The sequence below is a fragment of the uncultured Roseibium sp. genome, from assembly GCF_947496995.1.
Taxonomy (GTDB): domain Bacteria; phylum Pseudomonadota; class Alphaproteobacteria; order Rhizobiales; family Stappiaceae; genus Roseibium.
Genome location: NZ_CANMFD010000004.1, coordinates 469,766 through 485,667 on the forward strand (window position 1 = coordinate 469,766; position 15,902 = coordinate 485,667).

Consider the following 15,902-nt stretch of genomic DNA (forward strand, 5'->3'; position numbering starts at 1 on the left):
GGATTTTGGTGGGGACGAACATATCGGAGATCCCGATAGATTTGTTTTCTGAAATATTTCCAACCCTCGCACTTAACAGTGACCGATACCCGGCCACCACGTGGCTACTGGGTCCCGGTCTTGCCGCTCCGCGCCAAACCGGGACGACAAGTGGAGATGTGAGACAGGCCTTGGCATCGCAAGTGTTGCGGAAAATGTCAGCCCATCCCATTACGCAAGTGCAATTGCCCTCGTTTGTCATCCTGGATTGGCGCAGCCAAGTCCGGGAACCAGTAATCACTGGCATCTCCGGTCCAGGACACCATCGGAGTTGCCCGTGCCAGGTCTTGGCTCTGCGCAGCAGACCACAACGCGAAGGGAAAGACATGTCAGGTCAGATTCGGAAAAAGATCATCCCAATTCGGATTGAGTTCTTCAATAAGGCGGATCTTCCAGGCCCGCCGCCATCGCTTGAGCTGCTTTTCCCGCCTGATCGCCTGCTCGATCTCTTCATGAACTTCGTAATAGACGAGTCGGTTTACGCAATACGTTGCGGTGAAACGGCTGCCGAGACCATCCTTATGAAGCGAGACCCTTCCTAAAAGATCATTTGTCACTCCGACATAAAGCGTCCCACCAAGTCCGCTGGCCAGAATGTACACGTAATATTGTCGGTCGAGATACAAATGCCCCTCCGTGCTGCCAGGATCCGAAATCGAAAAGTGCCGGATCCTGGCCCTCCTCCGAACTGCGATTGGCAGGACAAAGCGAAATTGCTGGAGGCTTACGCCCCCACCAGATCGAACCAGTCGTCCTCGGAGATAACCTCGACTTCCAGTTCCTGCGCCTTTTTCAGCTTTGAGCCGGCACCCGGACCGGCGACGACGAGGTCGGTCTTCTTGGAAACCGATCCGGAGACCTTCGCCCCGAAGCGTTCCGCCATGGCCTTGGCCTCATCGCGGGTCATGCGTTCCAGGGAACCGGTAAAGACCACGGTCTTGCCGGCGACCGGCGAGCCGGATGCATCTACCTTTTCCGCATCCTTCGGGGTCACCTCAGCCAGCAGTTTGTCCAACTGCTCGCGGTTGTGGGCTTCCGCGAAGAATTCCACCAGCGCTTCGGCAACGATATGGCCGATCCCGTCGATGTCGTTGAGTTCGGCCCAGGCCTCACCACTCTCGTCATGGGCAGCCTGCATCGCCCGGTAAAAGGCACTCCAGGACCCGTAGGCCCGCGCCAGCAGCTTGGCGTTGCCTTCTCCGACATGGCGGATACCCAGTGCGAAGATAAAGCGGTTGAGATCGATGTTCCGGCGGGCATTGATGGCTTCGAACAGGTTCTTCGCCGACAACGCACCCCAGCCTTCGCGGTTGCGCAACTTGGTCAGGGATTGCCTGTCCCGCTCCTCCAGCGTGAAGATCTCAGCCGGCGTCGTCACAAGCCCCTCCTGGTAGAACGCATCGACCTGCTTGTCGCCGAGGCCTTCGATGTCGAAGGCATTGCGGGAGACGAAGTGCTTGAGCTTTTCGCTCGCCTGCGCCGGGCAGATCAGCCCGCCCGTGCAACGGCGCACCGCGTCCTTGCGGCCAGTCTTTTCATTTTCCTCGCGCACGGCATGGCTGCCGCAGGCAGGGCAGACGGTCGGGAATTCGTAGGGCTTCGCGTCCCCGGGACGTTTGTCCAGATCGACATCGACGATCTGTGGGATGACGTCCCCTGCCCGCTGGATCTTCACCGTGTCGCCAATCCGCAGGTCCTTGCCGCCACGAATGGGTTCGCCGTCCTGTCCGATCCCCTTTATGTAATCCTCATTGTGCAGCGTCGCATTGGACACGACCACGCCGCCCACGGTGATCGGTTCGAGCTTCGCGACGGGCGTCAGAGCGCCGGTGCGGCCGACCTGGATCTCGATATCGTTGAGAAGCGTGAAGGCCTGCTCGGCCGGAAACTTGTGGGCGATGGCCCAGCGGGGAGAGCGGGAGACGAAACCAAGTCTCTCCTGCAGATCCAGCCGGTCGACCTTGTAGACCACTCCGTCGATATCATAGTCGAGTTCGGCCCGGCTTTCCTCAATGGCATGATAAACGCCCAGCAATTCCTCGACGGTTTCACAGCGTTTCATCAACGGATTGACCTGGAAGCCCCAGGCCCGCATCCGATCGACCATGCCCGACTGCGTGTCTTCCGGCAGCGCAGTCATCTCTCCCCACGCATAAGCGAAAAAGCGTAACGGCCGGGAAGCGGTGATCTCCGGCTTGAGCTGACGCAGCGATCCGGCGGCCGCATTGCGCGGATTGGCGAAGACCTTGCCGCCATTGGCCGCCATGCGCTCGTTGAGCGCCTGGAAGTCCTTGTGCGCCATATAGACCTCACCGCGCACCTCCACCACGTCCGGAACCTCGCCGGTGAGCTTTTTCGGAATATCGGCGATCGTTCGGGCATTGGCCGTCACGTTTTCACCGGTGGTGCCGTCGCCCCTGGTTGCCGCGTGTATGAGGTCGCCGTTTTCATAACGCAGGGACAGCGACAGGCCGTCGATCTTCGGCTCGGCCGTAACGGCCAGCGCGCCCATCAGTGGATCGAATTTCAGGAAACGGCGCACCCGGCCGACAAAGTCTCGCACATCCTCGTCGCTGAACGCATTGTCCAGTGACAGCATCGGCACCCGGTGCGTGATCTTGCCGAAGCCTGACGCCGGGGCCGCACCGACCTGATGTGACGGGCTCTCCGCAAGGATCAGCCCCGGGAACCGCGCCTCGATCTCCGCATTTCGACGGCGCAACGCGTCATAGTCCGCATCCGAAATCGTCGGAGCGTCTTCCTGGTGGTAGCTGCGGTCATGCACCGCAATTTCCGCGGCCAGGCGCTTCAGCTCCACCAGAGCTTCTTCCTGGGTGAGATCCTCAATGCCAATCTGGGAGGTTGAGCTGTCGGTCATGATGTCTTCGCGGGCCTGAGTGGAGTGGCTATCCCAACCGGATACCGGAACCAAACCCGAGGCTCAAGCGTTGATAATACATGCGTCTGCATCAGGTGGGCGCAAATGATCAAGCAAGAGCAGCCCGCATTTGAAAGAACGCAGGCTGTCGTTAAGCAGGAGACGAAAATGGCCCATCAGGACCATGGAACGCATTATGTCGAGAAAAGAACCGCTGGCGGAGCCGGCTGGTTCATCGCCGGAGGGCTGATTGTCGCCCTGATCATCGGCGGCCTGCTCTACACCAATGGATATTTCACCAACGACGAAGACGTCAGCATCGAACTGAAAGTCCCGGGTCTCCCGCAGTAACTTCGATGAATATCAGAGCGGCGGGATCCCTATCCCGCCGTTTCCGTAAGCAGCTTGCCCGCCGCTGCGCGCGCTTCGTCAGTTATGACGCTGCCGGCCAGCATGCGCGCGATTTCCTCGCGGCGATGGCTGTCGTCGATACGCCTGACCCGCGTTGCAACACGGTCCGCTTTCATCGCTTCCTTGGCGATCAGGAAATGACCTTCCGCGCGCGCCGCCACCTGGGGCGCATGGGTTACGGTCAGCACCTGAACATTGCTCGCCAGACGCGCCAGACGCACCCCGATAGCTTCGGCAACCGCACCACCCACACCCGTGTCGATCTCGTCAAAAACCAGGGTCGGGGCGGATCCCTTGTCGGCGAGCGACACCTTCAGCGCCAGTAGAAAACGCGACAGCTCCCCGCCAGAGGCAACTTTCATCATCGGACCGGGGCGTGTGCCCGGATTGGTCTGTACGTGAAACTCGATCTGATCGATGCCCGACCGGCCCGGAGTTTGCGGATCGCTTTGCATCTCGACGATGAATCGCGCGTGTTCCAGTTTCAGGTCCGGCAATTCCGCGAGCACCGCCTTTTCCAGAGCCTGCGCGGTCTTACGCCGCTTCTCCGAAAGAGCAACTGCCTTGGCGTCGTAATCCGCCCGGGCCTTGGCCGCAGCTTCGGAAAGAGCGGCAAGTTTGTCCTCGCCCGCATCGAGATCGGCAAGCTCGCCCGCCATGCGCTCGCGCAGCATCACGAGATCGTCGACAGGTACCGAATACTTGCGCGACGCCGCGCGCAGCGCGAACAGGCGTTCCTCCACTGATTCCAGCTCACGCGGATCGAATTCCGTTTCGCGAAGGGCGCTTTCAAGGCTGGCGCGCGTGTCTTCCAGAAGGTCCAGCGCTTCAGAAAGCGTACGCACCGGCGGCGCGAGGAGGACCGGTACCTGGTCGGCCTTGCGCTCGAGGCGGCGCAGCAGGCTGGCAAGTTCAGGGATGGGGGATGCAGATCCATTCAGGGTTTCGAACGCCTCGTTCAGATCTCCGGCGATCTTTTCCACCTGCATCATGTCCGTACGGCGGGCAGCAAGCTGATCCTCTTCACCCGCCTCAGGCCGCAGGGCTGATAATTCGTCTACCGAGGAGCGCAGGAAATCGGCCTCGTTGCGTGCCGCCTCGATCCGCTTCTCGTGATCGGTCACAGCCTTCTCCGCCGCCCTGAAGGTCGAAAAGGCCTTCCCGACGGCCTCGCTCTCCCCGACAAGCCCGCCGAACACGTCGATCAGCGCTCGGTGGCTTTCCGGATCAACCAGAGCCCGGTCATCATGCTGTCCGTGGATCTCCACCAGAAGGCTGCCGGCCTGACGCAACAGGCCCGCACTGACCGGCTGGTCATTGACGAACGCCCGCGTCCGGCCATCGGCAGTCTGGATACGGCGCAGGATGATATCGCCGTCGTCATCGACATCGTTGGCTTTCAGAAACGCGCGCACGGGATGGGAAGCAGCCACATCGAAAACCGCGGTGACCTGTCCCTGGGCTTCGCCATGACGGACCAGATCCGCATCGCCGCGGGCTCCCAGAGCCAGCGACAGGGAATCGAGCAAAATCGATTTGCCCGCACCGGTTTCGCCGGTCAGAACCGACATTCCCGCGGCAAAATCTAGATCAAGACGGTCAATCAGAACGATGTCACGGATAGACAGCGTGACCAGCATGAAGGGAAGCTCCTAAGGGCATAGCCTACGGTTCGGCGCGATCCACCATATAGGAGAATCGGGTCGTCTTTCCAGAGCATGTTTGAGCCGGTCCCGGTCAAAGGCATCCAGATGGACGAGACAGGCTTTAGATACTCTTGAAGGCGCGGCTTATCCAGCTTCCGCTGTCTTCGGAAGGCTGGTAGCCTCCCTTGTTCAACAGCGAATAGGCATCTTTATACCACTGACTGTCCGGGTAGTTGTGACCCAGCACCGCAGCGGCAGTCTGTGCCTCGTTCACGACGCCAAGCGCGTAATAGGCTTCCGTCAGACGAAACAGCGCCTCTTCCACATGCCGCGTGGTCTGGAAATCGACAACCACCGTCTTGAAGCGGTTGATGGCGGCAACATAGTTGCGCTTTTCCAAGTAGTAGCGGCCGACCTGCATTTCCTTGCCGGCCAGCTGATCCTTCACGATCCGCAGTTTCTGTTCCGCATCCGGCACATATTCGGATTCCGGGAAACGCTGGACCAGTTCGGTGAAGGCGCCGGCTGCTTTCCGGGTGACCGCCTGATCGCGGGTGATGTCCGGCATCTGGCGGAAATAGCTCTGCCCGGCGAGATACAGCATATAGGCTGAGTCTCCGTCCCCCGGATAAAGGGTCACGAATCGTTTGGCCGCCGTTATCGTCTCGGTGTATTTGCCGCGCGTGTAATTCAGGTAAGCCAGGTTGACGAGCGATTTCTTGGAATATTCCGAATAGGGGTAGAGCTTGTCCAGCTCCTCGAACTTTTCGGTGGAATCGCGTAATTTGCCTTGCGCACGCAGCGCGAGGCCTTCGTTGAAGAGAACTTCCGGTGGCGTGTCGTTGAGGGCCAGGTCGTCCAGATCGTCCTTGCCTCCGCAAGCTGCCAGAAGCAGCGGTGCGGCCAGGACGGCCAGTCTCAGGAAGAATTTCATACCCTTGGTTCCGCTTGCTTCAGAACCAGTGTCCATTCCGTTCACGCCTATACTCCCGGGCCGCAGCGGCCCAACCGGCCAATTTTAAGACGGCCACGCATTTCATCGACAGGAGTGTTTAGCGGAAAGCACCCGTCCCCGTCACGTCCTCATCGGCCATCTGACGGATTTTTTAAGCAAATTTGTGGCAAGAGGTCCGAATTGTGCTGATTTCCGCCGAATTGAAAAACGGCCATTTGCGGAAAACGACCCAAGACACGATCAGGAAACGTCCGGCCCGAAGGCAGCAGACGCGGCCAGGCCGCCCTTGTCCACCTGACCGACCTGACGGAAAGCCGGGGCTTCGACAATTTCGAAAGCGCTCGGATCTTCAAACAGTTTGACCAGAATGGCGTTGTTCATCTTGTGGCCGCCCTTGTAAGAGCGGTAAAGGCCCAGGATGGGCAGTCCGGCGAGAGCAAGATCGCCAACGGCATCCAGCGCCTTGTGACGGGCGAACTCATCCGGCCAGCGTGTGCCTTCGGGATTGAGAACCTTGTCTTCGGAAATGGCCACGGAGTTTTCCAGCGAAGAGCCGAGAGCAAAACCCATTTTCCAGAGCTGCTCGACATCCTTCACATAGCCAAAGGTCCGTGCGCGGGAAAGTTCGTCGCGGAACACCTGCGGCGTCATGTCGGAGACGAACTGCTGCCGGCCGATCAGCGGGGTGTCGAAATCGATCGTGATGTCGAACTTGGTCCCGTCATAGGGATGAAGTTCACACCAGGCACCGCCATTGTCGACACGAACGGTCTTCTTGATCTTGAGATACCGGCGGCCGCGGTCAAGCTTCTTGAGCCCTACCTGCTCGATCGCCTCGACGAATGCCGAGCTGCTGCCGTCCATGATCGGCATTTCCGGTCCGTCGATCTCTACAACGAGATTGTCGACCCCCATGCCGACGAGAGCGGCCATAAGGTGTTCGACAGTAGCGACGCCTTCACCGGCAGGATCGCCGAGCACCGTGCAAAGAGCAGTTGAGGAGACCTTGTTCCACTGAGCCGGAACCTCAGAGGACATTTCCTTGTCGGTTCGGGTAAACACAATCCCCACACCAGTTTCGGCAGGCACTAATGTGATCGACACGGGCTTGCCCGAATGGACACCCAACCCGGTCAGGGTTACCTGATCGGCGAGTGTTGTCTGTCGATCGACATAAGTTGTCATATGCTCTGCCCTTCCGGTTAGCGATCGGAAATAGTCCGGGATTTATCCCCTGCAGGTTACGGACTTTTAACGATCACGATTTGGGGGAAGATAATCCCGATGCAGGAGAGAGCGAAATAAAGCTTTATTACGGTTTGTAACGATTCACAGCTTCGCAACATACTGAAATAACACGACAATTATGACCCCAACGAAAACAGCCCGAAGCGTGAGCTCCGGGCTGCTGCGATCAGGGAAGACAATCGCGTCGGGAATCAGTTGGCCTGGCGGCGGAGGAATGCCGGGATTTCCAACTGTTCGTCATCGGTCGTCGTAACCGGCTTGGGCGCTGCCCGGCCTGTTCCGTCCAGCTGTCCGGCCGCCCCCTGGGCGGAAGGACGCTGCTGAGGCGCGCGCGGCGCGGCTTGCGGCGCAGGCTGCAGCTGCGGTGCGGACCGGGTAACCGGAGCCTCTGCATCGAGTTCATCTTCCTCGTCTTCCCGGCGGCCGAGACCACTGGCGAGACGGCGCAGAAGACCCATCGGACGCCGGTCTTCCTCACCGTGCTCCTCGTAGCCTGCGGCAGGTGCAGCAGGCTGCGCCGGAGCTGAAGAAGCCTCGGTAGCCAAAGGTTGCCGGGCAGGACTTGCAGCCGTCTGCTGTGCCCGCAATTCACGCTGGGCGATGGGCGGAAAGTCCTCGACGCGCGGCATGCGCGAAGTGGTGGTGTGTTCCTCGGCAGCCGGCGGAATATACGGCTTGCTGAGCGGCGCATCCTCGACGACCTGTGCCGGAGCTTCCCCGTCGAGATCCATCATTGCGGCCTTGCCGGCAAGAGCGGCGCTCGAAGGCTGAACGCGCTTGATCTCCACGTCGGGATCGCTGGCAACGGAGACCGGCTGCGGATCCGGAATTGCCAGTTCCTTTTCCAGGCTGGCAACCGCCTTCGCGGCCGCATCCATGGCATTGGCTTTTTCAACCGTTGCCGCCGGCTTGGCCGTGGTGAATTCCGGGATACGCGCGGCTGCGGGCATCTCGGCTTTCAGGGATTGGGCACCTGCGGAGGGAAACGTGTTGGCCGCGAGGGCTTCCTCCTTGTCGATGCCGGTCGCCACGACCGAAACCCGGATGATGCCATCGAGAGTTTCATCGAATGTCGCCCCCAGGATGATGTTGGCGTCAGCGTCGACTTCCTCGCGGATACGGGTCGCTGCCTCATCCACTTCAAACAGCGTCAGATCGTTGCCGCCGGTGATGGAGATGAGAAGGCCCCGTGCCCCCTTCATGGAGGATTCGTCGAGAAGCGGGTTGGCAATGGCAGCTTCCGCCGCCTGCTGCGCGCGCTTTTCGCCGCTGGCTTCGCCCGTACCCATCATCGCCTTGCCCATGCCGCGCATCACGGACCGAACGTCGGCAAAGTCGAGGTTGATGAGGCCTTCCTTCACCATCAGGTCGGTGATGCAGGCAACGCCGGAGTAAAGCACCTGGTCGGCCATCGCGAAGGCGTCGGCGAAGGTGGTCTGCGCATTGGCGATGCGGAACAGGTTCTGGTTCGGGATGACGATCAGCGTATCGACACTGCGCTGCAGCTCCTCGATACCGCTGTCGGCGATCCGCATGCGGCGAGCGCCTTCGAACTGGAACGGCTTGGTCACGACGCCAACGGTCAGAATGCCCTGTTCGCGTGCCGCACGGGCAATCACGGGAGCCGCACCGGTACCGGTGCCGCCGCCCATGCCGGCGGTGATGAACACCATGTGCGATCCGGACAGATGGTCGTTGATCTCGTCGATCACTTCCTCGGCCGCGGCAGAGCCGACTTCCGGCTGAGAGCCTGCGCCAAGACCTTCCGTAACCGCCACGCCCATCTGGACGAGACGTTCGGACTGGTTCATGGCCAGCGCCTGGGCATCCGTGTTGGCGCAAACGAAGTCGCACCCCTGGAGGCCTGCTGTGATCATGTTATTGACGGCGTTTCCGCCCGCACCGCCGACGCCGAAGACCGTAATCCGCGGCTTCAGCTCCTGAATGTCGGGCATCTTCAGGTTGATGGTCATATTATCCTCGCGACCCAATGGCGCCCCCGATACGGGAGTGGCCTCTTCTTCCCTAATTTTCTCCGCCATTGCTGGCAGCACAAATTCCTGGTTTTCGTCTTCTTGGCTCATGTCGTCAGAAGCTTTCCCTGATCCATTGGCCCACACGGGCCAGATAACCAGATTGCCCGCCCCACCCAGATCTCCGGTTCTTGTGTTCGAACTGTTCGATTTGAGCGACTTGCGGATAAATCAAGAGGCCGACCGCGGCGGCAAATGCCGGACCTTTGGCGGCTTCGGGAAGACCGGCGACACCAAGTGGCCGGCCAAGACGGACGTTGCGCCCCAGGACGTGACGCGCAACTTCTCCAAGACCCGTGAGCTGACTTGCACCCCCTGTCAGGACGATCTGCTTGCCCACCCGACCGGCAAAGCCGGAGGCAGTCAGGCGATCTCTCACGAGTTCTAGGATTTCTTCCACGCGCGGGCGGATGACCCGGGTCAGCGCCGAGCGCGGGATCTGGTTCGGCAGGTCGCTGTCGCTTTCCAGCGGCGGCACCGTGAGCAGGTCACGGTCGTCCGAGCCGGAAGCCAGCGGCGAGCCATAAAGGGTCTTCAGGCGCTCCGCGTCCTGAAGACGGGTCGCGAAAGCGCGGGCGATATCCGTGGTGACGTGGTTGCCGCCAACGGCAATCGCATCCAGATGCACCATGTGGCCGTCCACGAAGACCGACAGCGTTGTCGTGCCGCCGCCCATGTCGATGCAGGCCACACCCAGTTCCGCTTCATCGTCCACAATGGTGGACAGCCCGCTGGCGAAGGGTGTCGCCACCATGGTTTCAACGTGAAGATGGCCGCGGTTGATGCAGAGTTCCAGGTTGCGGACCGGCGGCACTTCGGCTGTGACCACCTGCATTTCGACACCGAGCTTGTGCCCCATCATGCCGCGCGGGTCGCGAATACCGCGGCTTCCGTCCAGCGAATAGGAAATCGGCAGCGCGTGCGTGACCGCCCGTCCGTCGGTGACCGAATGGCTGGAGCCGGCGGAAAGAACCCGCTGGATATCGGCTTCCGACACGCTGTCGCCGGCCAGTGGCACGCCGGCACTGTAGATTTCGCTCTGCAGACGGCCGCAGCTGATATTGGCAATCAACGATTCGACCGTCACGCCGGCCATGCGCTCGGCGCTATCCACCGCCTGGCGAATGGCCTGCTCGGCTGCATCCATATCGACCACAACACCGGACTTGATGCCGCGCGAACGTTGATATCCGTAGCCGAGCACTTCCACCTTGTGGGACCGGCTCGACAGGATCGACTTGTCGTCCCGCGGCACAAGCTTTGCGATCAGGCAGCAGACTTTCGTGGAGCCCACGTCCAGGACCGACATGATGACCGCGCGCCGCGTCGGCAGCGGCCGCATTTTAGGCAGATAGAGGTGGCTGGAGGAGCGGCTCATGTATCGCGCTCCTTCTTGCCGGATCGTCCCTTGCCGCCGGTCATGACCTTGCGTTGCTCGGCAGCTTCGTCCGACAGTCGGACCGTCACCCGGTCGGCGAGACGCAAATCTATCGCCACGATGTCGCGGGACAGGAGACCGCTTTCCTCATCCATTTTCACCAGATCCGCCAGAGCGGCATGAATGTTGTTCTCCGGCAGACGGATGGAGATGCCGTTTTCAAGCTGCAGGTCCCAGCGCCGGTCGCTGACAAGAAACGCCGCCCGCACACGCGGACGAAGCTCCGGAACAGTCGTCAGAGCAGAATTGATTTCCACAGCCCGGCGCTGCGCCCCGTGATTGACCACGAGCAGAAGGTTGGCGTAACGGCCATCGACATCGTCGGTGATCACGTCGCCTGATTCGTTGATGATCGAGACCAGATCGCCCCGCTGCCAGAGAGCATAGGGAACCCGTTCCTCGATGCTGATCTGAAGCGTGCTCGGATAGAGCTTCATGACGGAGGCGTTTTTCACCCACGCCATCCGGTTCAAACGCTCACGTGCCCCAGCGGCATCAAAGAGTGCCAGGGATGTGCCGTCATGGATTTCCAGCGCTTCGAGGATCTGGAACTCGTCGATTTCCCGCTGGCCGGAGAGCTTTACAGCTTCAACACCGAAACCCGCAGCGGAGAGCAGCGCATCGGAAACGATCCGACCGTGCCCCCCTATGACTATTCCATAACTAATTGTTAAGGTTAAGAAACCCAGTGCAGCAGCAGACCCTGCCCACTGCGGCAATTCCATGAGGCGCCCGGCAGCGCGCCAGACCGGCTGACGATGCAAACGCGCGACACCGCGCCCGCGCGGAGCCAGTTCGGCCTCCAGGCGGGTAAGTGCATTGCGTTTATGTTTGCGTCCTAGCGACAGCAACTTGCGTCCTCAACCATCCAGCTTACCAGGTCCTTGAAACTCATCCCCTGATGGGCCGCCAATTCGGGCACAAGAGAGGTTGGCGTCATGCCTGGCTGCGTGTTCACTTCTAGACAAATCAGCTCTCCGGATCCGTCTTCCCGTTCATCGAATCGGAAATCCGCACGGGAAACACCCCGGCAATCCAAAGCCTGATGCGCCTTGACTGCTAGTGTCTCTATGTTTTGGTAAACAATCGGTGAAATTTTCGCAGGAAGAATGTGTTTTGAACCGCCTTGTGCATATTTCGCTTCATAATCGTAGAAGCCCTGCCCCTGCGGAAGGATATCTATGATGCCGAGGGACCTGTCATTCATGACAGCACAGGTCAGCTCACGGCCGGCGATGAATTTCTCGCACATCAGCACCTCCGGGAAAGGCCAGTCCTCCCGGCTCAGCTCTTGCGGCGGAAACTCTTGATCTTTCTGAACAATCAGCACTCCGAAGCTGGAGCCTTCGTTGATCGGCTTGAGCACATAAGGCGGCTTCATGGGGTGTTCGCGAAGGATGTCGCTGCGGTTCACGATCACGTGCTCGGTCACGGGAACACCGGCCGCAGCCATCACCGCCTTGGCCTTCACCTTGTTCATCGCGAGGCTCGACGCCATCACGCCGGAGTGCGTATAGGGGATGTTAAGAAACTCTAATATTCCCTGAACGCAGCCGTCCTCGCCGAAGGGGCCGTGCAGTGCGTTGAAGACCACGTCCGGCTTCAATTCCTTCAGGACGGCCGAGACATCGCGGTCCACATCGATACGAGTTACCAGGTAGCCGGCTTCTTCCAGCGCGTCGGCGCATTCCTTGCCAGTAGACAGGCTTACCGGCCGTTCGTTGACCCAGCCACCCATCAGAACGGCAACATGTTTTCCGGCCATTTTACGCAGCCTCCTCTTCTTCACCCAGAAACGGTTGGACCGGACCATCAGGTCCGAACCGACCCAGCCGCTTGATTTCCCATTCCAGCCTGATGCCGCTGTGTTTCAGGACCCGCGCCCGCACGGTTTCGCCGAGCAGCTCCAGATCGTGCCCAGTGGCATCGCCGGTGTTGATCATGAAATTGCAGTGCATTTCCGACATTTGCGCACCACCGACCGTCAGCCCACGGCATCCGGCCGCGTCGATGACCTTCCAGGCCGAGGTTCCCGGCGGGTTCTTGAAGGTCGAGCCGCCTGTCTTTTCGCGGATCGGCTGCGCCTTTTCCCGGTGTGCGACAACATCCGCCATCTCCGCGCGGATTGCCACCTCGTCGCCAGGCACGCCTTCAAATACGGCGGCAGTAAAAATCAGTTCCTTGGGTGCCGAAGAATGCCTGTAGGCATAACCCATGTCGGCATTGGACAGCACATGGCGGTTGCCGTCACGGTCATAAGCAGTGAGTTCCACCATTCGCTCGCAGGTTTCCGTTCCATGGGCGCCCGCATTCATGCGAAGGGCTCCGCCCAGGCCTCCGGGGATGCCCGTGTAAAATGCAAAACCGCCAAGGCCGGCCTCCGCTGCGGCCTCGGCAAGCCGTTTGTCGGGCACGGCGGCCCCGGCTCTGAGCCGGTTGTTACTGATTTTCTCGATGGACCCGAACCCCTTGGCGCTCAGGCGGATGACAACGCCTTCCAGTCCGCCGTCCCGGATCAGGAGGTTGGACCCCAGACCGACGGGAAGAACGGGAATGTCCTTCGGCAGTTTCTGTAGGAACACCGAAAGATCTGCCTCATCGGCCGGCTGGAACATCAGCTGCGCCGGGCCGCCGGTGCGCAGCCAGGTCACTGACGAGAGAGGCTGGTTGGCGGTCAGCCTGCCGCGAATGCCTTCACCAAGGTTCGGGACAGTCTCAAGAAGATCGGGGAAACCCATTGAAAGCCTCCCTCAGAGCGCTTCGAGCTGTTTCGGCAGCGCATAAGCCCATTGGGTGATGTTGCCCGCTCCCAGGCAGATCACGAAATCCCCCGGACTGGCCAGTTCCTTTACCAGCGCGGGCAATTCCTCAGGGCCTTCGATGGACCGGACGTTGCGGTGCCCTCTGGTTTTCATGCCCGAGACAAGATCAGTATGCGCGGCCCCCTCGAGCGGCTGTTCGCCTGCGGCATAGACCGGCGCGATGATCACCGCATCCGCATCGTTGAAGCAATTCGAGAAATCGTCGAAAAGGCTCGCGAGCCTTGAATATCGATGCGGCTGCATGATGGCGATGACCTTGCCCTGCGTCGACTCGCGTGCGGCATGCAACACGGCCTTGATCTCGACCGGATGATGGCCGTAGTCGTCGAAGATCTGAACGCCGCCGGCGGTGCCGGTCAAGGTGAAGCGGCGCTTGACGCCGCCGAAGGTGGAAATGCCCTTCTTCAGGTCTTCAGGCCCGACCCCGAGCTGGGAAGCCACCGCGAGAGCGGCTGTGGCGTTGGAGACGTTGTGCAGACCCGGCATCGGCAGGACCAGGTCCTTCAGCTCGATTGTCTCGCCTGTCCGGCGGTCGCGGATGGTCACCGAGAAAACCGATTTGCCGCCGTCCATCGAGACATCGGTGAAGCGGACATCGGCCTGTGGGTTGGTCCCGTAAGTCACGACCCGCCGGTCCTCGATCGCCCCGATCATGGTCTGGACTTCCGGATGGTCCAGGCACATGACCGCAAAGCCGTAGAACGGCACATTTTCCACGAACTGCCGGAAAGCTGCACGGACCCCGGCGAAATCGCCGTAATGATCGAGATGCTCCGGATCGATGTTAGTCACGACGGCGACATCCGCCGGAAGCTTGACGAAGGTCCCGTCGCTTTCATCGGCTTCCACCACCATCCAGTCGCCTTTGCCCATGCGGGCGTTGGTGCCGTAGGCATTGATGATGCCGCCATTGATGACCGTGGGATCGAGACGACCGGCATCCAGCAGCGCTGCCACCATCGAGGTCGTCGTGGTCTTGCCATGAGTGCCGCCGACGGCGATGGCCTGCTTGAAGCGCATCAGCTCGGCCAGCATTTCAGCGCGCCGCACCACCGGAATGAGCTTCTCGCGGGCGGCAACCAGTTCCGGATTGTCTTTCCGGATGGCCGATGACACCACGAGAACTTCCGCGTCGCCGAGATTTTCGGCCGCATGGCCCACCTTCACTTCAATTCCATGAGACCGGAGGCGTTGCACATTGGCGTTTTCCGCCATGTCCGACCCCTGAACCTGATAGCCGAGGGTCTTGAGCACTTCGGCAATCCCGCTCATGCCGATCCCGCCGATCCCGACGAAATGGACGGGTCCGATATCCTGCGGCATTTTCATGGCCGTTCTCCTTGTTTGCTGGCGACCTTTTCAACCAGGTCCGCGAGACGTTTCACCGCGTCGGGCCTTGCGACACTGCCGGCCTTTTCGGCCGCTGCCGCAAGCATGTCCGGCGTCTCCATGAAACGGATGATCTCCTTGGCAAGTCGTCCCGGATGCAGATCCACCTGCCGGATCGGCCAGGCGCCTCCGGCTTTTTCCAGAACCCTGGCATTGGCGGCCTGGTCCTGATCAATGGCGCCGGGCAACGGCACCAATATCGACGGCCGGCCAAGCACGCTGAGTTCGCTCACCGAAGAGGCTCCTGACCGGCACAGAACCAGGTGGGCCTGGGCAATGCGCTGCGGCATGTCCTGAAAGAAAGGCGCGCATTCGGCCCGGACCCCGAGCTCATCGTAAACGCTCTGTACGCGTTCCATGTCTTCCGGACGGCATTGCTGCACAATCTTCAGCCGGGCGCGGATCTCGGCTGGAAGGTCTGCAAGCGCCGGGGGAACGAGGTCGGAGAAAAACCTGGCCCCCTGCGAACCGCCGAAGACAAGCAGGTTGAATTCTCCGCCCGGACGCGGCGCTGCGTAGGGCAGCTCCGACGCATCCAGAACCGCGTCGCGAACCGGGTTCCCGGTTTCAACAAGCTTGCGTGCCAGCTCCTCGGGCAGGTCGCCGATAGGCACACTCGTGGCAATCGCGGTAACGCCCTTGGCCAGCAATCTGTTCGCCCGCCCCATGACGCCATTGGCTTCATGCAGTATGGAAGGCGTACCGGTCAGGCGCGCGGCATACATCGGCGGGAAAGTCGGATAGCCACCGAACCCGGCAACGACATCCGGTTTGAGCGCACGGATCACGGACCGGGCCTGAAGCGTGCCGCGCAGCAGGCTGAAGGCCGTTCTTGCAAGCGCAACCGGATTGCGGCCACGGATGGTTTCCGACGCGATGATGTGAATCTTGCGAGCCGGAAAGGCCGAGCCGTATTTATCGGCCCGCTCGTCCGTCGCCAGTTCGACAGTCCAGCCGCGCCGGATAAGTTCACTGGCGAGCGCCTGTGCGGGGAAAAGGTGGCCGCCGGTTCCGCCGGCCGTCAGGAGTACTGTTTTGCTCAT

14 protein-coding genes are annotated in these 15,902 nt (G+C 60.7%); 2 read left to right on the forward strand and 12 right to left on the reverse strand.

What is annotated here, in order from left to right; genetic code table 11:
• Positions 1–368: 368 nt before the first annotated feature.
• Both Q1B40_RS18170 and ligA read right to left on the reverse strand, forming a co-directional pair.
• Positions 369–665: a GIY-YIG nuclease family protein gene (locus Q1B40_RS18170; RefSeq protein ID WP_299817394.1), complete on the reverse strand. Its 297-nt coding sequence runs from the start codon at positions 663–665 to the stop codon at positions 369–371.
• 98 nt (positions 666–763) lie between these two features.
• Positions 764–2,917, reverse strand: coding sequence for an NAD-dependent DNA ligase LigA (ligA, locus tag Q1B40_RS18175; protein ID WP_299817396.1), 2,154 nt, complete (start codon positions 2,915–2,917; stop codon positions 764–766).
• Positions 2,918–3,085: 168 nt separating this feature from the next.
• Between ligA and Q1B40_RS18180 the strand changes: the two genes are divergently transcribed.
• A complete protein-coding gene (locus Q1B40_RS18180; protein ID WP_299817398.1) occupies positions 3,086–3,268 on the forward strand; it encodes a hypothetical protein in 183 nt (60 codons plus the stop codon).
• A gap of 29 nt (positions 3,269–3,297) precedes the next feature.
• Here the strand turns inward: Q1B40_RS18180 and recN are convergent, their stop codons facing one another.
• The 6 genes from recN to Q1B40_RS18210 form a co-directional block, all read right to left on the reverse strand.
• Positions 3,298–4,968, reverse strand: coding sequence for a DNA repair protein RecN (gene recN / locus Q1B40_RS18185; protein ID WP_299817400.1), 1,671 nt, complete (start codon positions 4,966–4,968; stop codon positions 3,298–3,300).
• A 127-nt stretch (positions 4,969–5,095) separates the two neighbouring features.
• Positions 5,096–5,944 (reverse strand): outer membrane protein assembly factor BamD, encoded by an 849-nt coding sequence (locus Q1B40_RS18190; RefSeq protein ID WP_299817402.1) that lies wholly within the window; start codon positions 5,942–5,944, stop codon positions 5,096–5,098.
• 225 nt (positions 5,945–6,169) lie between these two features.
• Positions 6,170–7,114, reverse strand: a complete 945-nt coding sequence (gene lpxC / locus Q1B40_RS18195; RefSeq protein ID WP_299817404.1) for a UDP-3-O-acyl-N-acetylglucosamine deacetylase — start codon at positions 7,112–7,114, stop codon at positions 6,170–6,172.
• Positions 7,115–7,368: 254 nt separating this feature from the next.
• On the reverse strand, positions 7,369–9,150 hold the full coding sequence (gene ftsZ, locus Q1B40_RS18200; RefSeq protein ID WP_299817406.1) for a cell division protein FtsZ: 1,782 nt from the start codon (positions 9,148–9,150) through the stop codon (positions 7,369–7,371).
• 115 nt (positions 9,151–9,265) lie between these two features.
• Complete coding sequence (gene ftsA, locus Q1B40_RS18205; RefSeq protein WP_299817408.1) at positions 9,266–10,588, reverse strand: cell division protein FtsA; 1,323 nt, start codon at positions 10,586–10,588, stop codon at positions 9,266–9,268.
• Positions 10,585–11,208 carry a cell division protein FtsQ/DivIB gene (locus Q1B40_RS18210; protein ID WP_299817771.1) on the reverse strand — a complete coding sequence of 208 codons (624 nt, stop codon included), beginning with the start codon at positions 11,206–11,208 and terminating at the stop codon, positions 10,585–10,587. Before Q1B40_RS18210 ends, ftsA begins: the two co-directional genes overlap by 4 nt.
• Between Q1B40_RS18210 and Q1B40_RS18215 the strand changes: the two genes are divergently transcribed.
• On the forward strand, positions 11,170–11,322 hold the full coding sequence (locus tag Q1B40_RS18215; RefSeq protein WP_299817780.1) for a hypothetical protein: 153 nt from the start codon (positions 11,170–11,172) through the stop codon (positions 11,320–11,322). The two genes, Q1B40_RS18210 and Q1B40_RS18215, sit on opposite strands and share 39 nt — an antisense overlap.
• Before the next feature lie 164 nt (positions 11,323–11,486).
• Here Q1B40_RS18215 and Q1B40_RS18220 read toward each other — a convergent pair whose 3' ends face one another.
• From Q1B40_RS18220 to murG, 4 genes are read right to left on the reverse strand one after another with little or no spacing between them, the layout of a single operon-like run.
• Complete coding sequence (locus Q1B40_RS18220) at positions 11,487–12,413, reverse strand: D-alanine--D-alanine ligase (protein WP_299817410.1); 927 nt, start codon at positions 12,411–12,413, stop codon at positions 11,487–11,489.
• 1 nt (position 12,414) lies between these two features.
• Positions 12,415–13,386, reverse strand: coding sequence for a UDP-N-acetylmuramate dehydrogenase (gene murB, locus Q1B40_RS18225; RefSeq protein ID WP_299817412.1), 972 nt, complete (start codon positions 13,384–13,386; stop codon positions 12,415–12,417).
• Between the two features lie 12 nt (positions 13,387–13,398).
• On the reverse strand, positions 13,399–14,799 hold the full coding sequence (gene murC, locus Q1B40_RS18230; protein ID WP_299817414.1) for a UDP-N-acetylmuramate--L-alanine ligase: 1,401 nt from the start codon (positions 14,797–14,799) through the stop codon (positions 13,399–13,401).
• The gene (gene murG / locus Q1B40_RS18235; RefSeq protein ID WP_299817416.1) at positions 14,796–15,902 is read right to left on the reverse strand and encodes an undecaprenyldiphospho-muramoylpentapeptide beta-N-acetylglucosaminyltransferase; all 1,107 of its coding nucleotides are present in this window, start codon (positions 15,900–15,902) and stop codon (positions 14,796–14,798) included. Before murG ends, murC begins: the two co-directional genes overlap by 4 nt.